Origin of the sequence: Agrobacterium tumefaciens str. B6 (genome assembly GCF_001541315.1) — a bacterium.
GTDB lineage: Bacteria > Pseudomonadota > Alphaproteobacteria > Rhizobiales > Rhizobiaceae > Agrobacterium > Agrobacterium radiobacter.
Map to the genome: position 1 here is coordinate 14,988 of NZ_LMVK01000016.1, position 21,374 is coordinate 36,361.

At 61.5% G+C, this 21,374-nt stretch carries 14 protein-coding genes; 5 read left to right on the forward strand and 9 right to left on the reverse strand.

What is annotated here, in order from left to right:
• Window positions 1-51: 51 nt before the first annotated feature.
• Both ASB65_RS14625 and ASB65_RS14630 read left to right on the forward strand, forming a co-directional pair.
• Window positions 52-4,500, forward strand: coding sequence for an amino acid adenylation domain-containing protein (locus ASB65_RS14625; protein WP_081088436.1), 4,449 nt, complete (start codon window positions 52-54; stop codon window positions 4,498-4,500).
• Between the two features lie 61 nt (window positions 4,501-4,561).
• Complete coding sequence (locus ASB65_RS14630) at window positions 4,562-5,908, forward strand: condensation domain-containing protein (protein WP_060724404.1); 1,347 nt, start codon at window positions 4,562-4,564, stop codon at window positions 5,906-5,908.
• 302 nt (window positions 5,909-6,210) lie between these two features.
• Here the strand turns inward: ASB65_RS14630 and ASB65_RS14635 are convergent, their stop codons facing one another.
• The 7 genes from ASB65_RS14635 to ASB65_RS14665 all read right to left on the reverse strand — a co-directional run bounded on the left by ASB65_RS14635 (window position 6,211) and on the right by ASB65_RS14665 (window position 14,281).
• On the reverse strand, window positions 6,211-9,039 hold the full coding sequence (locus tag ASB65_RS14635) for a condensation domain-containing protein (protein ID WP_060724405.1): 2,829 nt from the start codon (window positions 9,037-9,039) through the stop codon (window positions 6,211-6,213).
• A 62-nt stretch (window positions 9,040-9,101) separates the two neighbouring features.
• Entirely contained in the window at window positions 9,102-9,380 is a 279-nt protein-coding gene (locus tag ASB65_RS14640) for a phosphopantetheine-binding protein (protein ID WP_060724406.1), read from the reverse strand.
• Window positions 9,373-10,212 carry a siderophore-interacting protein gene (locus ASB65_RS14645; protein ID WP_060724407.1) on the reverse strand — a complete coding sequence of 280 codons (840 nt, stop codon included), beginning with the start codon at window positions 10,210-10,212 and terminating at the stop codon, window positions 9,373-9,375. Before ASB65_RS14645 ends, ASB65_RS14640 begins: the two co-directional genes overlap by 8 nt.
• 221 nt (window positions 10,213-10,433) lie before the next feature.
• Window positions 10,434-11,387 carry an ABC transporter substrate-binding protein gene (locus ASB65_RS14650; RefSeq protein WP_060724408.1) on the reverse strand — a complete coding sequence of 318 codons (954 nt, stop codon included), beginning with the start codon at window positions 11,385-11,387 and terminating at the stop codon, window positions 10,434-10,436.
• A gap of 22 nt (window positions 11,388-11,409) precedes the next feature.
• Entirely contained in the window at window positions 11,410-12,474 is a 1,065-nt protein-coding gene (locus tag ASB65_RS14655; protein ID WP_060724409.1) for a FecCD family ABC transporter permease, read from the reverse strand.
• Window positions 12,471-13,484 (reverse strand): FecCD family ABC transporter permease, encoded by a 1,014-nt coding sequence (locus ASB65_RS14660; protein ID WP_060724410.1) that lies wholly within the window; start codon window positions 13,482-13,484, stop codon window positions 12,471-12,473. Before ASB65_RS14660 ends, ASB65_RS14655 begins: the two co-directional genes overlap by 4 nt.
• Window positions 13,481-14,281, reverse strand: coding sequence for an ABC transporter ATP-binding protein (locus ASB65_RS14665; RefSeq protein ID WP_060724411.1), 801 nt, complete (start codon window positions 14,279-14,281; stop codon window positions 13,481-13,483). The genes ASB65_RS14660 and ASB65_RS14665 overlap by 4 nt, the downstream gene beginning before the upstream one ends.
• A gap of 214 nt (window positions 14,282-14,495) precedes the next feature.
• Between ASB65_RS14665 and ASB65_RS14670 the strand changes: the two genes are divergently transcribed.
• Window positions 14,496-15,794: an NtaA/DmoA family FMN-dependent monooxygenase gene (locus tag ASB65_RS14670; protein ID WP_060724412.1), complete on the forward strand. Its 1,299-nt coding sequence runs from the start codon at window positions 14,496-14,498 to the stop codon at window positions 15,792-15,794.
• A gap of 2 nt (window positions 15,795-15,796) precedes the next feature.
• Here ASB65_RS14670 and ASB65_RS14675 read toward each other — a convergent pair whose 3' ends face one another.
• Window positions 15,797-16,573 (reverse strand): IclR family transcriptional regulator, encoded by a 777-nt coding sequence (locus ASB65_RS14675; RefSeq protein ID WP_060724413.1) that lies wholly within the window; start codon window positions 16,571-16,573, stop codon window positions 15,797-15,799.
• Window positions 16,574-16,868: 295 nt separating this feature from the next.
• Between ASB65_RS14675 and ASB65_RS14680 the strand changes: the two genes are divergently transcribed.
• Entirely contained in the window at window positions 16,869-18,935 is a 2,067-nt protein-coding gene (locus ASB65_RS14680; RefSeq protein ID WP_077998773.1) for a TonB-dependent receptor, read from the forward strand.
• A 221-nt stretch (window positions 18,936-19,156) separates the two neighbouring features.
• Here ASB65_RS14680 and ASB65_RS14685 read toward each other — a convergent pair whose 3' ends face one another.
• A complete protein-coding gene (locus ASB65_RS14685) occupies window positions 19,157-20,344 on the reverse strand; it encodes an acyl-CoA dehydrogenase (RefSeq protein WP_020010356.1) in 1,188 nt (395 codons plus the stop codon).
• Window positions 20,345-20,440: 96 nt separating this feature from the next.
• Between ASB65_RS14685 and ASB65_RS14690 the strand changes: the two genes are divergently transcribed.
• Window positions 20,441-21,361, forward strand: a complete 921-nt coding sequence (locus tag ASB65_RS14690) for a LysR family transcriptional regulator (protein WP_060724414.1) — start codon at window positions 20,441-20,443, stop codon at window positions 21,359-21,361.
• Window positions 21,362-21,374 lie beyond the last annotated feature (13 nt).

Genomic DNA, 21,374 nt, shown 5'->3' on the forward strand with positions numbered 1-21,374 from the left:
GGCTTATACTTGAGTATGTTAATCATGTTTTGTCAACCGGTTCAAACTCACATGCTAAATTTAACCCCGATGCAGGTGGCCTATTGGGTCGGCCGTGAGGCGGATGGAATACTCGGGAAAGTTACGCCACATCTCTACCTCGAATTCGACGGCCAAGCCGTGGATGCGGAAAAACTGGCCGTTGCCGTTGAAAGGCTCTGCCGGCGTCACCCGATGCTGAGCCTCCGGATCGACGCCGAAGGGTGTCAGTCTGTCGATCCCGTCGGTCGGCGGCTCCGCCTCGATGTGGAAGATATGACCGCGCTTGATTCGGAGGCGCTTGCTCGCCGTCTTGAGACGAAACGCGAGGAGTGGAGCCATCGCCGGGCCGATCTTCGTGTTGCCGCACCGGCGGCGCTTTCGCTCAGCCTGTTGCCGGAAGGGCGTTGCCGTCTGCATGTGGACACCGATATGCTGGCCGTCGATCCGGCCAGCGTGCGGATCGTGATGGAAGACCTTGCCCGCTTCTACGAGACGGCGGCAGGCGTAGACGAAACCCCGACGTTCGAATCAGTGCCCCCGTCGTTTTTCGACTGGGCGGAGCGTCTTGCGTCCGATCCTGACTTGAGGGGCCGGCGCGAAAGGGACCGTTTATGGTGGCGGCAACGGCTTGCCGATGTTCCGGACGCTCCGCCGCTGCCGTTTCTGCCCGATGACCCCTCGCGCGCCGTTCGCACGGACCGGCTCGCCACGCTGCTTTCAGCGGCTGAGCGCGGCAGTCTGGAGCGGATGGCGCAGCGCTGCTCCGTGACGCCGTCGACGCTTCTGCTCGGCGTTTTCGCGGTGGCTCTGTCGCAGGCGGCGGGGGCGGAGAAATTCCGGCTTTCCGTGCCGGGTTTCTGGCGCGCGCCGTTGGTGGAAGGGGTCGATGAGATCGTCGGCGAATTTTCCAACGTGCTCGTGCTCGGCGTGGAAATCAGGCCTGAAGAAAGCGTCGAGGCGCTGCTCGGCCGGCTGTTCGATGAAATGAACGGCCTTCTCGCGCACCAGTCCTATCCGGGCGTCAGCGTCATGCGCGATCTTTCCCGCCAGCGCGGTGCTTGGCAGACCTCGCCGGTAGTCTTTACCGCCGGGGTCGATCTTCCGGGCGGAGAGCTGTTTTCGGAACGCGTCGGGCGGTTGTTCGGCCCGATGGTCCACACCGTCTCGCAGGGGCCGGGCGTCGCGCTGGATGCGCAGGTGGCGGCTGTGGATGGCGGCCTGCTGATCAACTGGGATGTTCGGCTTGATGCGCTGCCGGAAAACTGGCTGCGCGCTTTGTTCGAGACCTACGTCGCTCTTCTCCGCCGGCTCGCGGAAAACCCCGATCTTACTTCTGCAAGCGTGAAGCGATTGGTCGCACGGCAGCCGGAAGCGGCAGCCGAGGCAAAAGGAAAACCCATGGAACGTCCACTCTCACCGCTGCAACAGGCCTATCTGCTCGGGCGCGGCACCCATCTGCCGCTCAGCGGCGTGGCGATGCAGGAGTTCCGCGAATATCGCGGCAATATCGACCTGGAGCTGTTGCAGTCGCGCCTTGCCGCAATGGTCGGGAGACATGAAAGCCTGCGTACCCGCATCGATGAGCGGCGTCTGGCGCAGATGGTCTCCGACGAGCCGAAGATCAATCTCGATAGTGTCGATCTTTCGGCCCTGTCTGTTCCGGAAGCCGAGGCAAGGATCGCGGCGGCGCGACGGGATTTTTCCCATGCACATTTCGATCTCACAGCCTCGCCATGGCAAGTCACGATCTTCCATATGCCGGATACCGGGCCGGCGGGGCATAAAGTTGTCGTTTTCCTGCGTTTCGATGCGCTTATCCTTGATGGGCGGGCCATTGCCAGCCTTGCGGCGGAACTCTTCGCCGGCCTCCTGCCGCCGCAAACCGCCGCTGTGACCGGAACGCCGAAGGAGGATATCTCGGCGGCCCGCGCCTTGGACGCTGCCTATTGGGCGGACAAGCTGAAAGATGCCGAGGTGCCCTCGCAACTACCCTGGAAAGCGCCGCTCGAAACCATTGCCACGTCGCGTTACGGCCGCCAGAGCCTGCTCGTCGAAAAGCAGCGCTTTACCGCCTTTTCGCGGATCGGTGCAAAAGAGCGGCTGTTCAAGAACTCGGCGCTGACGGCAGTGATCCTCGATGTGCTCTCACTCTGGCTCAATGAAGGCGCTCTTGTCGTCGGCATTCCTGTTGCGCCGCAGGTGGAAGGGGCCTTCGCCAACCGCTCGAGCTTCATCGCCGTCCAATGGGATGCGGCCAAAGGCAGCTTTGCGGAGCGGGCGGCAGGCCTCCAGACGGATGTGCTTGATGGCCTGAACCATCTGGCTTTTTCGGGCATCGATCTCAATCGCGTGCTTCTCAATGCCAATCCGGGCGGGCTCGCCTTGCCCGTCGTGATTACCAACGGTCTGACCTGGCCGACGCTCTCACCCGAATCGGAGATGCGATGGACCGGCGGGCTTACGCAGACGCCGCAGGTGGCGTTGGATTTCCGCTTTTCGCAGAATCCGCAGGGCGATCTTGTCCTCGATATAGACTATGCGGAGCAGGCGATCGATGCGGCGATGGTGGCGGATATTCTCGCAGCCATCGAGCGTGCGATTGCCGGGATCGCGGATAGCGGCGCTTTCTCCTTCAATAGACGCGATATTGTCGACCTGTCCCATTACAGGCTGAATGGTGACGAGCGCAGCTTCGTCTGCCCGCCATTTCTGGAGCGGATCGCCGGCCATCTTTTCGAGGGTGACCCGTCACGCACGGCGCTCGTCAGCGGCAAGCGGCGCATCGGCTATGGGGAGCTGGGAGAGATGGTGGCCGGGGCGATGGCGGGCCTTAAGGCGCGCAGCATCGGCCGGGGCGATGTCGTGGCTGTTTGCCTGCCGCGCAGCCCGGAACATACGGCCATCACGCTCGCCGCAGCATTTATGGGAGCGGTCTGGGTGCCGGTCGATGCCGGCTCGCCGGAAGATCGCCTGCACTACCTGCTGACCAATTGCCGCCCGGCCGTCATCGTCGCCCGCAGCGTCCCGCAGGGTTTTGAGGCTGTCGATCCGGCGGCGCTTCTGTCCGCGCCCGCGCCGGCTGGTGCGCCCGTTACCGTAGCGGAGATGGCAGCGCTTTCCCTAAACGAGGAGCCTGCCTATTATCTCTATACGTCGGGTACGACAGGCAAGCCGAAATGCGTCGTGCTTTCCAACCGCGCCACCGCCAATGTCATCGGCAGCACGCTTGCGGAATGGGCGGTGACAGGCAGTGACGTGTTCATGTCAGTCACGCCGCTGCATCACGATATGTCCGTCTTCGATGTCTTCGGCGCGCTTGTCGCAGGGGCGACGCTGGTGCTGCCGGAACCGGGCGAGGAAAAGGACGCGGTGCGCTGGAACGAGCTGGTGGCCGAACATGGCGTCACGCTCTGGTGCTCGGTGCCGGCCATCCTCGAAATGCTTCTCTCCTGCCGCCGTGGTAACCAGCTCTCTTCGCTCCGGCTCGTGGCGCAGGGCGGCGATTACATCAAGCCCGTGATTATCGAAGAGCTTCGCGGGCTGAAGGCCGATCTGCGGCTGATATCGCTCGGCGGGCCGACGGAAACGACGATCTGGAGCATCTGGCACGAGATCGTTGCGGAAGATGTCGCAGCCGTGCCCTATGGCCACCCGCTGCCCGCCAATCGATATTTCGTCCTTAACGATCGAGGCGACCATTGCCCGGCTGGCGTCGTTGGCCGCATCCACACGGCCGGCGTGAATGTGGCGATCGGCTATCTCGAAGATGGCGCGATTACCCAGACGGATTTCGTGACGGTTGCCGATCCCGAGGGAAAGCCCGTGCGCGCCTTCCGCACCGGAGACCGTGGCCGCTACCGGCCGGATGGCAAGATCATGTTTGCGAGCCGCGTCAATGGTTACGTCAAGGTGCGCGGCGTGCGCGTTTCGCTGCCGGATGTGGAAAACGAGCTTATCCGCCATCCTTCCATCCAGCGCGTTCTGGTGGTGGATTACGGTATCGAGCAAAAGGGCGAGGCCGCCATCGGTGTGCTCTACGTCGTTGCGCCCGGCCTCGAACTCTCCACCGTCGATCTGCGCAATTTTGCCCGTGGCCATCTGCCGGAATCGCATGTGCCCGGCCGGTTTCTCAAGGTCGACGATCTGCCGCTTTCGGCCAATGGCAAGCCGGATCGCCGTCGCGCCCGTGAATTGCTGACCAGTTCTGCGGAACCGGCAAGAATCTCCGCCCCTGTGGCTCCCGCCGCCGATCAGGGCGACCGCCGGGTGCTGGATATCTATCTCGGCGTGCTGGGTAAAAAACCGGCGAATGTGGATGCGAACAGCGACCTGCTGGCGCTCGGTCTTTTGCCTTCGCATCTGAAGATCGTTTCGGCTGAAATCCGCACTGCCTTCGGCGTGGAACTGACGCCGCAGCAGCTTCTGCGGTGCCGCAGCGCCAGACAGGTGACCTCGCTTTTGGCCGCCCGGGCGGCGTGAACCCAAATCATTTCGGGCGGGATTTCGCGCCCGATAACAGGAATTGTTCAAGGAAAAACAGATGGCGCATATCGATCCTGCCGGCGACTGGCTTCCACTGACGCAGCCGCAACTCGATTTCTGGGAGGAGTTTTCCTTCCATCCCGACGAGCCGGTTTCCACCGTCGCCCACTACATCGATCTTTCCGGCGCGGTGAACGAAAGCGCGCTCCTTCAGGCAATTACACGCACCGTGCGCGAGTCCGAAGTCCTGTCGATCCGTTTTCGCATTGGGGAGGATGGCGAGACGCCGCAGCAATGCTTCGATCCAAGCCATGCCCCGGTGGTGGAAATGGTCGATCTGCGCACCAGTCCCGCTCCCCTGGAAGAGGCGCTGCGGCGCATGAACGCGGATGTGGAAGCAAGGCTCGATCTCAGAACCGACAGGCTCTCTGCGCAGCTGCTCTATCGCATCGCCGATGACCGCTATCTCTGGTACATCCGCGCCCATCATATCGTCGTGGATGGTTATGGCCTGACGCTGGTCGAGCAGCGCTGCGGACAGCTTTACGGGCACTATTGCGGCAAGGGCGAAGCGGGTCCGGATTTCCACCCCTTCGGTGATTTCCTTGCCGAAGAGGATGCCTATAAGCAAAGCCGGCGTTTCGAGAAGGACCGTGATTTCTGGGCGGCCTATCTCGCCGCACCCGCCGATCTGCCGGTGCTGGACAAGGATTGCGAGGACTATGGCGGCGGCGGTCTGCATGCCGATGCGGCCTTGCCGCAGGGGTTCAGCACGCGGTTGCAGCAGGTGGCGGGTGCAATTGAGATCGGCTGGCCGGATCTTCTGGTGCTGCTCTCAGGCCTTTATCTCCACCGTGTCCTGCCGCGTCCGGATCGCAATGTGCTGACCTTGTGGCTGCCTTTCATGAGCCGCTGGGGCAGCGTCGGCGCGCATATGCCGGCGATGCTTGTCAATATCCTCCCCTTCCATCTCACCATCGAGCCGGGCGAGAGCCTCGGTCCATTTCTGAGGCGCAACGCCACCAATCTGCGCAAGCAGCGTCTGCATGGCCGCTACCGCATCGAGCAGATCGCCGCCGATCGGGAAATCCCGAAGGGCCGGCGCTTCTTCTTCTCGCCGCTCATCAATGTCCTTCCCTTCAGCGCACCGGTCTTTGCCGGGCTCGCCGTTATCAGGCACATTCTTGCCAATGGTCCCGGCGACGGGTTCAATCTTACCTTCCGCGGCGAAGATGACGGCAGCGAACTGAACCTGCATATCGATGCGGATTCGGCGCTGACGCAAGAGGAGGATTTCGCCCGCTACCGTGAGGAACTGCCATTGTTCCTCGATGCCATGCTGCGCGAGGAGGCGCTGACGCTTGCGGCGGCGGAGGCGTCCACGGCATTCCGTCTGGCGGTCTGAGGGGGGACTGTGGGCGGATTCCAGGCCGGCTTCGGGGCGTGAGGCTGGACATGCGTTATCGATAATGACGAAAAATCCGTGTTCCGTCATGCCGGACTAGATCCGGCATCCGGCCACGGCGCGTCTGCGCCGTGAAAGGACTCTTTCGCGATCAAGGACTTGATCGCACTGGACCCCGGACCACGCCCGGGGTAACGGCGTGCGAATGCAGGGCGCGCGCCAATACATTCTCAGCAGCACTCATAGGTAAAAATAACCCGGCTCCACCAGGCGAAACCGGATTTTCCTTGCCCAAGTCCGGTTCAGGCGAGTGTCGTCAGCACGCGGCTCGAAGCGCCTGCTTCGGCAAAACGGCTGAAGACGCCGCTGGTGGTGTTGCGCAGCCGCTCGACATCGTCAGGGCCGTAACGGTCCGAACGGTAGCTCATCAGCACGCGAATGGAGCGCTCGCCGCCTATCGTCTCTTCCATCACCTCGAATTGCAGTCCCAGCATGGATTCGTGCTTGTCAGGGTCGATCTGGCGGAACTCCACCGGCTTGCCATCCGGCCCGGCGAGGGTGCCGTTCAGCTTGTTCTTGGCGTGGATCTGGATGAAGACCTCGAACAGATGATCACGGCCCGGCGTCATGCCCAGCGCTTCCTCGACGAGATCGATCGGGATTTCGCTGTGTTCCAGCGAACCGTTGATGGTGTTCTTCACCGAAGAAATCAGTTCGCCGATGGTCATGGTCTCGCCGAAACGCACGCGATGGGCAACGACAGTGGTGAAATAACCGATCGTATCGAAATAACCGCTGTCCGTGCGGCCCGAAGCCGAGGTGCCGACCACAAGATCGCTCAACCCGCCGAGATGGCGCAGCGATGCGGCAATTGCGGCATAGACCACGTTGAACAGCGAAGCGCTGTTCTGCCTGGCAATGGCGTAAAGCCCGTCGCTGACATGTTTTTTCAGCTTGAACTCGATCCAGCCGCCTGCCGGGGCTTCATCCTGCGACGCCTCGTGCGGCGTTCCATCCTGTCCGTTGAGGGTAAGGCCTTTCGGCGCATCCCGCAGCATGTCCGTCCAGTAGGCAAGATGGCCGGCATTCACACCTGACGCCACCTGTTTTCTTGCAAATTCATGGAAGGGTGCCGGTCTGGTCGCAAAGACCGGGGCCTTGCCCGCGGCCCTTGCCCGGTAGGCCTCGGTCAGCTCGTCCATCATCAGGTTCACCGACCATTCGTCCAGCACGATGTGATGGAAGAGGAAGGAAAGCACCTGGCGGCCGGTCTGTGCATCCTTAAGGAAGCGCAGCCGCATCGGCAGTTCACGCGCAAGATCGAAGCGCCAGCCGGCCTCCGCATTCCGATCAACACCTTGGCTTTCTTTACTGGTCCAGAACCATTTGTAACCGGGCAGATCATGCATCGGCACGATCTTTTGCAGAACCGTATCGTTTTCGACGTAGAAATGGGTCCGCAGGCCGGGATGGCGCTCGATGATATCGAGGAAGGCGCATTCGAAGGCATTCTCATCCACGGGATTAAGGAAATCGAGCGCGAAGGGAATGTTGAAGATTTCGCCGAAACCGAAGGCGGCATAGGCCTTCCAGAGCGACATCTGCGCCAGCGAAAGCGGCGCAGTCAGCGAGCCGTTCGCCGTAGCCTCGGCCTGCGCGGGCGCCTCGGTTTCAAGCCGGGTCGCCTGTTTTGCGAGCGAGGCGGCGGTCGGGTAGCTGAAGAGATCGTTGAAGCGCAACTCGATGCCGTGATTGGCGAGAAGACGCCCGATGATGCGGGTGGCGATCAGCGAATGGCCGCCAAAATCGAAGAAATCATCATCCGGTCCCATGTCCGGCGAAGCAAGCGCTTCGCGGAATTCGGCAAGGATCGTCGCGGCGGTGTCGTCGTTCTGACCGGACGCGGCAGGCGAAAGGGCTGCATGCTCCGACGCTGGCGAGGCGTTTTGAGGGACGATGCCGGAAAAATCCGCGCCGCCTTCAAGATGGCTGACGAAACGCTCCAAGAGGAAGGCCGTCGCGTGCGGCGATGTCTCCTTGCCGCCTGTCAGTTCGAGGCGGATATCGCCAGTCGAGGTCGGACCGGCAGCAAGGGTCAGGCCGAGACCGGACTGCAGGGAGGGCAGGGGCAGATGCTCAAACTGGAGGCCATGCTCGGATACGGCCTGAGCGGGTGTCGCAAGCGCGTGCAGCGTGAAGGCGGCGGTTCCACCTTCATTGTCATTTCGCTGTTCCAGCCCTGTCAGCACGGCATTTTCAGCCTGTTCGGGCGATTGGTCGCAGGAGATCGCCACCTGTGCTGCCGCCTCGGCTGAAATTGGCATGGCTACGCTCGGTTGCAGGCGCAGGGTCACTGTCTCCCGACCACCGTTTTTTGCGAGGAAAAGGGCAAAACGCGATCCGGCGCGGGCCAGAAGCGCATTCGCCGCCGTGGAACCGTTGAGGCCGAGCAGGATTGCGGGAAGATCGACGCCGTGGCTGTGGCTTGCCGGCCTGTCGATCCCGTTTTGCTGCAACGCCACGACGGTCGAGCCGGAGGCCGGACGTTGCAGCCAGCCGAGCGGAAGCGGGTCGATGCTGCCACTTTCGATCGCACGCGGCGAAAGCGGTTTCGGCGTCTCACCGGCATAGGCCGCCGCGATGCCTTCCAGCAGGATTTGTGGCGAGAGGACTTCGCCGAGCAGGCCGTGAACCAGAAACGCCAGCAGGATTTCTCCTTCGCTTAAAAGCACGACGGCCTGAAACGGCGGGTCGATTTCGGCATCGAAGGGTCTTGCCTGAAGGTCGTGCAGCAAGGTGAGGGCCTCGCCTGCAGAGGGAACATGCAGCAATTGCACGATGGATGCGGACGGGGCTTCGATGCTCTTGGCAAGCGTGCCGTCCTCGCCGAAGGCGAAGCGTGCACGAAGCTCGGGCCAGCCCTCGCAAACCGTCTTCAGCGCCGAGGTCAGGCGCAGCAGATCGCATTCTTCACCGATGCGATAGGCCAGAAGCTGCCGGAAGACCTGATCGGGATCCTGAAACTGCTCGAACCAGACCCTTTCTTCGTATTGGCTCGGCGGGGCTGCATCCGCCTTGTCGAAGGTTTCTTCGATGCGACGTGCGAGCACACCTATATTGTCTGCTGCCATGGTCCTCTCCTTGGAAATATTCGGCTGCCGCCCTGGGGAAGCGGCTGATCTGTTTGGCGGGATCAATGCCCCGCGCGCGACCGTTCGATGAGCGCCTGCCAGGCGGCAAGCGTGGGCTGTCGGGCCAGATTGTCGTATTCCAGCCGCACTCCTGCAAGCTGCGAAAGCGGCGGGATGAGGCGCATGAGTGCAAGCGAATGAAGGCCGCGGCCGAACAGGTTGTCCCCCGGTTCGATATCGCGCCCCTCATCATCGAGAACCCTGGCGAGAAGGGCCTTGAGTTCCATCATCATCGTTTTCGCTTCCAGCATGGCACCCGCCGCGATTACCGGTTCATTCATCGAAATGATCGTGAACGCCGCTGGCGCCGCGACGCCAGTAGCCGGAAGCGCGGGTCCATTTGGGATTGGCGCCGAGCTCCTCGACCAGAAGGGCGCGAACCTCCTTGGCGGTCTTCGATTCGCAGGCGACCCAGCTGGAGAAATCGCCCTTCGGCAGCTCCAGCTTGCGCAGCGCGCCAGCCAATGCGTCGGGATCGGTTCCGCTCTCTGTCTTCTGCGTTACCCAGACAATCGAGGCGTCCGCCTTCGTCGTAAGTTCCAGCCGATCCGCATCCGTCTCGACCTCGATCAGCGCCACGATACGGGTGCCCTCGGGCATTTCCTCCAGTCGCCGCGCCAGCGCGGGAAGGCCGGTATCGTCGGCAATCAGCAGATGCCAGTCATAGGTGAAGGGAACGGTGAAGGAGCCGCGCGGACCGGCGATCCACGCCTTGTCACCCACCTTTGCGGCTTTCGCCCAGTTGCTGGCGGGGCCGGCGTGATGGGGGGCGGAATCGGTGGCGAGGTCGCCTTTTTCGGCTTCGAAGCTGCGCGGCGTGTAGTCACGCGCCCGCGGGCGCGGCGCGCCCTCCGGGAATTCAATGCCGTTCGGGCCGATTACCGGCAGGCTCGGTTCGGTTTCACCGGGCTGGGCAAAGAACATCTTGACGTGGTCGTCGAAACCGAGGCTCACAAAACCCTCCAGTTCCGGCCCCGTCAGGACGATGCGCACCATGGACCGGCTGAGCTTTTCGACACGCGTGACATTGAGTGCGCGTAGCGCGACGGCGTGGCGATGGCGTTTGGGCGTGCGGTCCGGTGCTGCGGAACCTATCGTTTCTGGCATGCTCATACTGTTGTCTTTCCTGGGATATTGCCGATGGGGTCGGCGGTGTCGCAGTCCCGGATCGGCGGGCCGGACGATCGCGCGTCGGAATTTTCCGGCGAGCGATCCGGCCTTGTTGCGTCAAGATGCGCGAACCATAACAGGCAGTTTTCGCTGCTGCAATATAACTTTCTTCAAAAACTCAAGTTTATATCGCCGCCGGTTTGTGCTGAATTGCCGCTGGTCGATCAGCGGCGGTTGGCCCAGCTTTCCACCTCATCCAATGTGTGCAGTGCGCTCGGAATGGAAGGCGTCGTCACCCTGGTGGAATCGAGGAAAACGATCCTGCCCTCGCGGGCCGGCTTCACGAAGCGTTCCCAGCCGGGAATGATCTTTTCAAGTGCGGCGCGCGTTCCCGCCTCGCCGCGGGCGGGGCTGGGATAGCTGTTCATCACGACAAGCAGATCGGGATTGAGCTTGCCGAAGGCATCGGCGCTGAGCGGTATCACCAGGGTCGAGCCCATTCCGCCCGAAGAGGCGGCATTGTCGATCTTCAGGCGGGCATATCCCAGATCCTCCAGCGCCTGCACCGCGCCGGACATGTCACCCACCGCGTTGATCTGGTCGGTCAGCAGGATCGCCAGATAGGTCTTGCCTTTCGCCTCTTCGCCCAGCGCCTTTTTGACCGTGGCAAGCTTCGTGTCATAGGTCTTCCGGCGCTCCGCGAACACATCGCTTCGCCCGACCAGACCGGCAAGGTCCTCCTCCACGCTGAAGCCATAGGCTTTGCCGGCGCTTGCCTTTTGCAGATAGACGGGTGCGACGGTGGAAAGCTGCGCGGCCTTGCCGCTATCCATTTCGGTGGCAACGATCAGGTCCGGTTGCAGCGCCCGAAGCTTCTCGAGATCGATCTGGCCGACAGCGCCAAACCCCTTGGGTTTCGTGCGGCCCTCGCCGAGAACCGTATCGATGAAATCGACGGCGGTTGCGAATTTGCCGTCGCTGTTGCGGCCATAGGCGCCAACCACATTGGCGTCGAGATCCATCAGCGGCACTCCCAAGAGCGGCTCGTGCATGACGACGATGCGCTGCGGCTTTTCCGGAACGGAGACGGTGCGGCCGGCGGCACCGGTCACGGTTCGCTCAGCGGCGAGGCTGGTTCCGGCGGCCAGAAGGGCGGCGATGAGGATGGCAATTCGCATGGCATTCCCTTTATTGATTTTTTCAGTGGCTGTTGTTTCTGCGAAGCGCCTGCAGGCGCAGCGTGAGGATGAAAAGCGGCACGCCGATCAGCGTCAGCGCAAGGCCGATCGGCATCGGCGTATCGGCCACCAGCCCTCGCGACAGCGTATCGGCGGTTACTACCAATATGCCGCCGGTAAGCCCCGAGAGGAAAAGCCTGGCGCGGCCGACTGCCGGCGAAACGAAGGTGGCGAGATGCGGGGCGATGACACCGAGAAAGGTCAGCGGGCCGACGGCGGTAACGGAGGAGGCGCTGAGGATGACTGCAAAAACAATGACGAGCGGGCGCGAATGCCTGACCGTTTCACCCAGCGCCATGGCCATTTCATTGCCGAGGTCGAAAACGGCGAGCGCCCGGCCGATGAGAAAAATACCCAAAAGACTTGCACCGAAGAGGGGTGCGAAAACGAGGATGGTCGGCCAGCTTGCCTGAAACAGCGAACCCGCCATCCAGTCCGCCAGGGCCAGCGAGGTTTCGGCCGGCGTATAGAGAAGAAGCACCGATGAGACGGAGGAAAGCGCTGATTCGATTGCAATCCCCATCAGCAATATGGCTAGACCGCTCGAGCGTTCGCGCCCGACGAGTGCGATGAGAAGAAAGGCCACGGCAAGACCGCCGCCAATAGCCGCAAGCGCCACCAGGGTCTTGGGGGCGGCCGGCACCAGCACCAGAAGCAGCATGATGGTGGTCATTGACCCCTGGCTCAGACCGAAGAGGCCGGGATCGGCCAGCGGATTGCGGGCGACGGATTGCAGCATCGCGCCTGCCAGCGCCACGCTCCAGCCGGCCATGAAACCGAGCAGAATGCGCGGCAGCCGCACCGTCCACAGCGCATAGGCCTGATCGTCGCTGAGATGCCCGCCGGCAAGGCCGCGGAGTAGATCGATGAGGCCGGTTTCGGTATTGCCGAGGCTGGCGGACAGGGCGGCGAGCACAAGCACCAGCGCAATCAAGACAAGGCCGGCTTTCAGATTGCCGATGCCGATCTGCAGGCCGCTCGGCAGCCGCAGCACCGCTTTGCCGTCGGTGGCGAAATGCCGTTTCATGAAAGCCCCCTTGCCGAGGGCGAAAGATAGAAGCGTTTGACGATGACGATGAAAACGAGGCCGCCAAGCAGGTCCATGAACAGCCCGGTATTGACCACATAGGGCGCAAACAGTTTTTGCGCACCAAGATCGGCCAGCACGCAGAGGCCTGCCCCGACAAGGGCGGACGCCGGCAAGGCGAGCGTGAAGTTCCCACCCACCAGCGGCCGGATCATAGGCGGCACGATGAGGCCGACGAACCCGATCGGGCCGCAGATCGCCGCCGCCGAGCCTGAGGCCAGCATGGTGGCGAAAAGCGTAACCCGGGAAATACGCGTGACATTCACACCGGCGGAAGCGGCCTTTTCCGCGCCCAGCAGAACAAGCGTCAGCGGCCGGGCGACCGCCCACAATATCACCAGCGCAATCGCGCCGATCCACCAGAAATCGAACAGGCGCTCAGCATAGACATGGTTGATATTGCCGCCCACCCAGCTCAGGAATTCGGCGCGGCGCGTGGGGTTGGAGAGAAGCAGGGCATTGGTCACGCCGATCAGCAGCATGGAAACCAGCGCGCCGGCAAGAATGAGCGACAGGCCGCGCGGATCGTTTGATCGTCCGGCGAGGCGCGCGACAAAAAAGCAGGCGGCAAAGCCGAAACCGGCGCCCGCAAGCGCCGCAAGCCCCTGCACCTCGGGAGAGAAATCGAACACCAGTGCGCCGGCGATCACAAAAAGCGTCGCCCCGGCATTCAGCCCCAGCGTTGCGGGCGAGGCGAGGGGATTGCGGACAAGCCCCTGCAGCACGCAGCCGCTGACGGCCGTGGTGGCGCCCACATAGATGGCAATCAGCGAGCGTGGGATTTGCTGATAGAGAAGCACCGACTGCTGATAGGTGTCGGCCTCGCCACGCCAGAGCGTCGCCGCGATTTCGGCAAGCGGCATCTCGGCAGCCATCACCACAAGATTGAAGATGAGGATGGCGGCCAGTAACAGCGCGGCGGCGAAAATCAGCGTCATTTTCGAGGTCATGCCGAAATGGCCTGTTCCTGCCGCGCCAGCCGAGGCACGCAGATGAGCCGTCCCTGACGGGAGAAGATATCGGCTTCGAGATCGAAGACCTCGGCGACATTGGCTGATGTGACCGTACTCGTCACCGGCCCGGACGCCAGAACCCGCCCGGCCTTCAGCATGATGACATCATCGGCGAAAGTGGCGGCGAGGTTGAGATCGTGCAACACGACGATAACGGTCTTACCGTGCCTGTCGGTCAGTTCGCGCACGAGGCCGAGAACGGCATATTGGTACTTCATGTCTAGATGGTTGACCGGCTCATCCATCAGGATCACGTCCGTGTCCTGCGCCAGCACCATGGCGATGAAGGCGCGCTGGCGCTGGCCGCCGGACAGCGTGTTGACCTGTGCTTTCGCCTTGTCTTCCAGCCCGACGGTCTTCAGCGCCTCGGCAAAAAGCGCCCGGTCGCGTTCGGTCGGGCCGCCTGCAAGACCGTAACGGGCGTAACCGGCAAGCTCGATCAGCTCGCCAAGCGTCATATAGTCAGGGCAATGGCATTCCTGCGGCAGATAGGCGATGCGGCGGGCGAGGTCCCGGCGTCCGATCTCGCCGATCAAACGCTCGCCCAGGCTTATCCTGCCTGATGACAAAGGCAGGAAACCCATGATGGTCTTCAGCAGCGTCGACTTGCCGCAGCCATTGGGGCCGACCAGCGCGGTAACGCGGCCGGCTCGGAAGCGGGCGGACAGTCCTCTCAAGACGGGAACATGGCCATAACTGGCGTGAAGGTCCGTGGCGTCAAGCACCGGATACAACTCCTGTTATTCATGCGACCATGCGTCGAGACGCCGAACGGCCATTATAACTGTTTGAATTTAAACACCTAACTTGCAGAAAACGTGTTTCTTTCCGGCAAGGGTGACGGTGTGGTCTTGAAGCGACACTAAACTATAGTAAAACTCTCCACAAATCGAAATTTGCCGATTCAGGGCGTGAATTTCTTACCGGTTATTTCAGTCGAGGTGCATCATGTCAGTCGCGACCAAGCTTCATGTCGGCATGTCGCTGGCCCCAACCTGGCTCAGCGGCGAGGCGTGGCGGCGTGCCGACAGCGGCATAAACGGGGTGTTTTCCAGCGATTATTTTGTCGATCTGGCGCAGCGCGCGGAAGCCGCGCATGTGGATTTCGTGTTCAGGCCGGATACACTTTTCCTGCGCACCGAGGGGCTGGAAGCCGGCGGCGGATTTGCCAGCATGGACCCGACCATGCTTCTCGCCGCCATCGCCCGGGAAACCAGCCATGTCGGCCTGTTATCCACCGTGTCGACCACGTTTCTGCCGCCCTATGTGGTCGCCCGCCAGATCCAGTCGCTGAACTGGCTGAGCAGCGGCAGGGCGGGGTGGAACATCGTTACGGCGCTGGACGGGCACGAAAATTTCGGCCTGAGAGAGATGCCTTCACCGCAGGAGCGCTATGAGCGCGCCGCCGAGTTCACGCAGGTCGTACAGCAGCTCTGGGCGAGTTTTCCAAACGAAGCTCTTAAACTCGACAGGGAAAGCGGGCGGTTCGCCGATTCCTCGCTGGTGCATCCGGTCGCGCATGAGGGCAGGCATTTCAGTGTGAAAGGCCCGCTCAACCTGCCGGCCCATGCCAGCCGTATTCCGCTGGTGCAGGCAGGCGCTTCGCCCGAAGGCCGTGATTTCGCCTCGTCGGTGGCGGACGCCGTCTTTGCCTCAACGCCGGATATGCAGGCTGCCATTGAGCTCCGGGCGGATTTGCGGCGGCGTGCTGAGGGCCATGGCCGCAACCCCGACGGTGTGAAGCTGATGCCGGGCCTCAGCCTTTATCTGGCGGATAGCGGCAAGGAGGCGCTGGAGCTCTTTGCGGAAACCCATGCCCGCGCCAACCGCGGCCGCGCCTTTGCCTCCATTCGCGATATGACCGGCCTCGATCTTTCGGATTGGCCATTGCAGCGGATTGTGAGTGCATCTGACCTGCCGCCACCGGAGACACCGAGAAGCCGTACCCACGCAAATCTGCTGCGCCGGCTGATCGAACGGGAGACGCTGAGCGTCGCCGATTTGTTGCGACGGCCAGAGGTGATGGGTTCCGGCCATTGGCAGATCATCGGCACGGTTGACGATGCTTTAGAGACCATCCGCGAATGGGCGGCGGCCGGCGCCATTGACGGTTTTGTCGCGGTGCCCGGCGGTTCGGTGGCATCCATGCGGCTGGTGCTGGAGCGGTTGCTGCCGGAACTCGCCGATGCCGGGCTGTTCCGCACGGCCTATTCCGGCTGCACCTTCGCGGAACATCTGGCCGAATAGGCTTATGCGCCGCCGGATTCGGCCGTCGCCTGTCTGGCCGCCTCGACCAGTCGGGAAAAATGCTGTTCGACTTCGGCGTTGGCCACGAAGGATACGGTGGTGACGACGCAACAGAGTTCGCCCTGGGCGTCAAAGACCGGCGCGGCCTTACCCGTCAGGGCGGAGAACAGATGTTCATTAAGTTCCGCACCACCCACCTCGCGAATGGTTTCCAGAACTCTGGCATCCGGGCGGGAGCCACGAAAGGCGGCCGGTTGCAGCTTGCGCACCACGGCTATCGTCTCCGGCGGCAGGTAAGACTGGAAGACCAGCCCGCAGGCGCTGTTATCCAGCGGCAGAACATCGCCGAGCGCCACGGTGCTGATGGAAAAACTGGCGCTTCTTGCCCATCGCACCACGGTCGGGCCGCGTTCGGTCCAGATCGCCACGCCGCAACTGGCGCCGATTTGGGCGGCGAGCGCTTTCATCTGGCGACCGGCGGTTTCGACCGGATTGATTCGCCGGAGCGCACTGATGCCGATCCCCAGCGCCGCCGGTCCAAGATCGTAACTGCCGCTTGCGGGGTCCTGCGTCACCAGTCCCTCCCGCACAAGGCTCTGCATATAACGATGGGCGGTGGAACGGCCGGTGCCGGCGCGTTTGGCCAGTTCGCCAAGCGCAAGCGCCGTATCCGATCTGGCGAGAAGGTTGAGAAAACGCGCCGCGATCGATACGGATTGAATGAGCGCCGAGCGCTTTTCGCCCTCGTTTTCGGGCGCTTCGTCCGCTTCGTCATCCATGGCGTTCAAGCTTGTTCCCCCGTGTGTCGAGAAATGCCTAACGCATCCGGGTGAAAATCGGAATCGATTTCTGCGGACTTTTCAGCCGCTTTCATTCGCAACGCCGTGATTGCCGACGAGGCGCTGATTAAACTTTGTTGTAAATATGGCACATCCCGTTACGGAAGCCTTTTTGTCCGCAATACAGAACGCATTCTCTATTGCGAAACGGATAACGCTTCCGTTACTTGAATATGACTTTAATACTCATGTTTTTTAGGGGTGTGTGATGGGGTTTAGCTCTAGCGGTCGTTTGATGAGCGGGGTCAGCGCTCTGACGCTGGCGACGATGTTTGTGACGCCGGTTCTCGGTCAGGATCAGCAGGCTGAGGCGGCGGGCACGACCGTGTTGAAACCGATCGTCGTGACCGGTGAAAAAGTGGCGCGCGACATGAAGAACACGGCTTCGTCCGTTTCGGTCAAAACCGCCGAGGAAATCAGGAAGGAAAAGACCGGCGACCCGACCGTGTCGGAAGCGATCAAGGATATCCCGAACATCGTTTATACCGATAATGTCAGCGCTCCCATCATCCGCGGACAGGATACACAGGGACCGAATACCGGCTCCATCGCCTTCTTCACCGGCACGGTGCCGCGCGCCACGATCAATGTCGACGGCCATTATCTCGGTTATAACGAGTTCATCTATGGCGCGAGTTCCATCTGGGATGTCGACAGCATCGAGGTCTTCCGCGGCCCGCAGACCACCTCGCAGGGCGCCAACGCCATCGCCGGCGCGATCCTCGTCAACACCAAGGACCCGACCTTTACGCCTGAGGCTTCCTATCAGGCCGAAATCGGCAATTATCACCAGAAGCGGGCGTCATTTGCCTTTTCCGGACCGTTGATCGAGGACGAGCTGGCGGCGCGCATGGCGATCGATTATTCCGGCCGCGATACCTTCATCGATTATATCAATTCCGCATTTGCCCATGACGGCACCGATCAGGATTTCAAGGAATTCAACGGCCGCTTCAAGCTGCTGTGGGAGCCGTCGGAAATCCCCGGCCTTTCGACGAAGCTGACCTATTCCTATAATGCTTCGAACCGGCCGAGCCAGGAGGCGGCGTCGCGTCCCTTCGAGGATCTCAACCACATCACCACCACCATGCCGAATTTCAGGCAGTACACCAATACCGGCATTCTCGATATCAATTACGATTTCGAGAACGGCGTGAAACTGTTCAACCAGACGCAGTTTTCCGCCTCCACCGCCAAACGCCGGGTTGGTATTGCAAATAACGGCGATGCGGATGTCGATCTCAAGAACACCTCGCACGAAACGCGCGTCACCTTTGGCGATCAAGAGGATGTGCTGAGCGGTGTCGCGGGCATTTATTACGCGCATACGAAAGCCGACGAGGTGCTTTATCTGCGCGGAACCTCGCGCTTCAACGACACCAAGGACAATCTCGGCCTCTTCAGCGAGTTGAGCTATCGCCTGACCGACCAGTGGACCCTGACGGGCGGCCTGCGCTATCAGCAGGACCAGATCCAGCGCGCCGGTTACCGGACGCTGAGCGCCACCAGCAGAAGCTCGGTCAATTACGACGAAACCTTCTCGGAAATCCTGCCCAAGGCGTCGCTGGCCTATGCCATCAATGACGACTGGACGGTCGGCGGCCTCGTCAGCCGTGGTTATAACCCCGGCGGCGTCGCATTCGACCTGACCACCAGCAAATGGCGGAGCTTCGACAAGGAAACAATCTGGAACTACGAGCTCTTCACCCGCGCCAGCCTGCTGGACGATACGCTGACGGTGAACGGCAACCTGTTCTACATGGACATGAAGAACGCCCAGTTTAACGTGCCGGTCGTCGTCTCCACGGGTATCAGCGAATCCTACACCGTCAATGCCGAAGAAGCTCATGCTTACGGTCTGGAAATCGGTGCGGATTACCGGGTTCTCGACAATCTGACGCTGAAGGCGAGCGCCGGTCTGCTGAAGACGAAGATCGACGAGATTTCCAGCAACGCCGCCTATGTCGGCAAGGAATTCGCCAAGTCGCCGGGTTATAGCTTCACCATTGGCGCAAGCTGGGATGTGACGGACAAGTTCACCGTTTCAGGCCAGGTGCGCCATCTCGACGGTTATTATTCCGACACGGATAACAAGGCCGTTTATGCGATCGATCCCTATACGATCGCGGATGTGCGGGCGAGCTACAAGTTCCAGGACGAGCTTGAGTTCTACGCCTACGTCAAGAACGTCTTCGATGAGCGCGCCCCGACGCTGATGAAGGAAAACCGCGGTATTGGCGGCATCGAGGCCAGTATGACCGAACCGCGCATGTTCGGCATCGGCGTGCGCGGCACGTTCTGAGCCGTCACCCGAGTTGAAAAGCAAAAGGCTCTCGAAGCGATCTTCGAAGGCCTTTTTTGATGCAGAATCCGTCACACTCGCCGTCATCCTCGGGCTTGTCTCGAGGATCCAACCACGTAGCGTTAGATCAATCGGTTGCAGATGCTCGGGACAGGCCCGAGCATGACGAAGGAGAGGTTTCATGCCTCTGTAAAACCTAACTCCTCGACGCCGAGAAAGCCTCAGAAAAACGCCTGAATGCCCGTCTGCGCCCGGCCGAGGATAAGCGCGTGGACGTCGTGCGTGCCCTCATAGGTATTGACCGTTTCGAGGTTCTGGGCGTGGCGCATCACATGGTATTCGATCTGGATGCCGTTACCGCCATGCATGTCGCGGGCCTGGCGGGCGATATCCAGCGCCTTGCCGCAATTGTTGCGCTTGATGATGGAGATCATTTCCGGCGCCATTTTATGCTCGTCCATCAGCCGGCCGACACGCAGCGATGCCTGGAGGCCAAGCGCGATCTCGGTCTGCATGTCGGCGAGCTTCTTCTGGTAAAGCTGCATGCCGGCGAGCGGCTTGCCGAACTGCTTGCGATCGAGACCATATTGCAGGGCGCGGAACCAGCAATCTTCGGCAGCACCCATCACACCCCAGGAAATGCCGTAACGGGCGCGGTTGAGGCAGCCGAACGGGCCTTTCAGGCCAGAAACATTGGGCAACAGCGCGTCTTCGCCCACTTCCACACCATCCATGACGATCTCGCCGGTGATGGAGGCGCGCAGCGACAGCTTGCCGCCGATCTTGGGCGCGGAGAGGCCCTTCATGCCCTTTTCCAGCACGAAGCCCCGGATCTGGTTGTCATGGGCTTCCGATTTCGCCCAGACGACGAAGACATCGGCGATCGGCGCGTTGGAAATCCACATCTTCGAACCGCGCAGGCGATAGCCGCCGGCGATCTTTTCGGCACGGGTCTTCATGCCGCCGGGATCGGAACCGGCATCCGGCTCGGTCAGGCCGAAACAGCCGATCAGCTCACCCGAGACGAGGCCGGGCAGGTATTTCTTCTTCTGCTCGTCCGAGCCATAAGCGAAGATCGGGTGGATGACGAGCGAGGACTGCACGCTCATCATCGAGCGGTAACCGCTGTCGATGCGCTCCACCTCGCGGGCGACGAGGCCATAGGCAACGTAGCTCGCATTGGCCGCGCCATATTCTTCCGGCAGGGTCACGCCGAGCAGGCCTTGCCGGCCCATCAGGCGGAACAGTTCCGGTTCGGTGGTCTCGGAAAGATAGGCCTCGGAGACACGCGGCAAAAGTTCCGATTTGCCGAAGGCAGCGGCGGCGTCGCGGATCATCCGCTCGTCGTCTGTCAGTTGGTCTTCGAGCAGAAAAGGGTCCTGCCAATTGAATGCTGCGTGTTCACTCACTTTATGCCTCCGGATTTGCTGGCCGGATTATTCGTATTGGAACGCGCACGCACAAGCCATGTTTACTCATTTTTGCATTACATATAGTAATGGCTCATGACGTCTCTCAGCCGTAAACTTCTGCCCTCCACCAGCGCTCTCGCCGCCTTCGATTCCGTTGCAAGGCTCGGCAGTTTTTCCGCTGCCGCGGAGGAGTTGGCGCTGACGCAAGGGGCGATCAGCCGGCAGGTTATGTCACTGGAAGAACAGCTTGGCGTGCGCCTGTTCGAACGCGGCGCGCGCGGCGTGGCGTTGACGACGGAGGGGCGCGCTTATGCAAAATCGATTGCCTCCGCCCTCGGCGAGATACGGTCTGCATCGCTGCAGATCATGACCAAAACGCATGGCAATACGCTGAACCTCGCCATGCTGCCCACCTTCGGCACCCGCTGGCTTCTGCCGCGTATCCCGGATTTCGTCGCAAACCACCCCGAAATTACCATCAATTTCGCCACCCGCATCGGCCAGTTCGATTTCGAGCGCGAGCAGCTGGATATGGCGATCCATATCGGCCAGGCGGACTGGCCGGGGGCGGAAAGCACCTTTCTGATGCATGAAATGGTTGCGCCGGTGTGCAGCCCGCAATTCCTCAGCGCTCATCCCGTCGAAAAGGGAGAGGACATCGCCGCCCTGCCTTTGCTGCACATGGCCTCGCGGCCGGGAGCGTGGGGCCACTGGTTCGAAAGCCTCGGCCTGTCGCTTGCCTTGCCGCAAGGCATGCGCTTCGAGCAGTTTTCCAGCGTGGCGCAGGCCTGTATAGCCGGCCTCGGTGTGGCGCTGATGCCGCTTTTCCTGATCGATAACGAGCTGAAATCGAAGCAACTGATAAAAGCCTTCGATCATCAGGCCAAAAGTCCAAGCTCTTATTATGCGGTAGCACCGCTCTCGCGTGCCAATCACGTTCCGGTCGTGCTGTTTCGCGACTGGCTGGTGCGGCAGGTTGAGGCCTATCGTGCGGCGAGCATGACAGCCTCATAAAAATAATCGCACT

What these genes read in the sequence shown, in the direction of transcription:
- ASB65_RS14680 (WP_077998773.1), top strand. Translation starts at nt 16,869, where the DNA reads ATGAGCGGGGTCAGCGCTCTGACGCTGGCGACGATGTTTGTGACGCCG.
- ASB65_RS14655 (WP_060724409.1), bottom strand. Translation starts at nt 12,474, where the DNA reads ATGAAACGGCATTTCGCCACCGACGGCAAAGCGGTGCTGCGGCTGCCG.
- ASB65_RS14675 (WP_060724413.1), bottom strand. Translation starts at nt 16,573, where the DNA reads ATGGATGACGAAGCGGACGAAGCGCCCGAAAACGAGGGCGAAAAGCGC.
- ASB65_RS14690 (WP_060724414.1), top strand. Translation starts at nt 20,441, where the DNA reads ATGACGTCTCTCAGCCGTAAACTTCTGCCCTCCACCAGCGCTCTCGCC.
- ASB65_RS14670 (WP_060724412.1), top strand. Translation starts at nt 14,496, where the DNA reads ATGTCAGTCGCGACCAAGCTTCATGTCGGCATGTCGCTGGCCCCAACC.
- ASB65_RS14625 (WP_081088436.1), top strand. Translation starts at nt 52, where the DNA reads ATGCTAAATTTAACCCCGATGCAGGTGGCCTATTGGGTCGGCCGTGAG.
- ASB65_RS14640 (WP_060724406.1), bottom strand. Translation starts at nt 9,380, where the DNA reads ATGAATGAACCGGTAATCGCGGCGGGTGCCATGCTGGAAGCGAAAACG.
- ASB65_RS14630 (WP_060724404.1), top strand. Translation starts at nt 4,562, where the DNA reads ATGGCGCATATCGATCCTGCCGGCGACTGGCTTCCACTGACGCAGCCG.
- ASB65_RS14650 (WP_060724408.1), bottom strand. Translation starts at nt 11,387, where the DNA reads ATGCGAATTGCCATCCTCATCGCCGCCCTTCTGGCCGCCGGAACCAGC.
- ASB65_RS14645 (WP_060724407.1), bottom strand. Translation starts at nt 10,212, where the DNA reads ATGAGCATGCCAGAAACGATAGGTTCCGCAGCACCGGACCGCACGCCC.
- ASB65_RS14635 (WP_060724405.1), bottom strand. Translation starts at nt 9,039, where the DNA reads ATGGCAGCAGACAATATAGGTGTGCTCGCACGTCGCATCGAAGAAACC.
- ASB65_RS14660 (WP_060724410.1), bottom strand. Translation starts at nt 13,484, where the DNA reads ATGACCTCGAAAATGACGCTGATTTTCGCCGCCGCGCTGTTACTGGCC.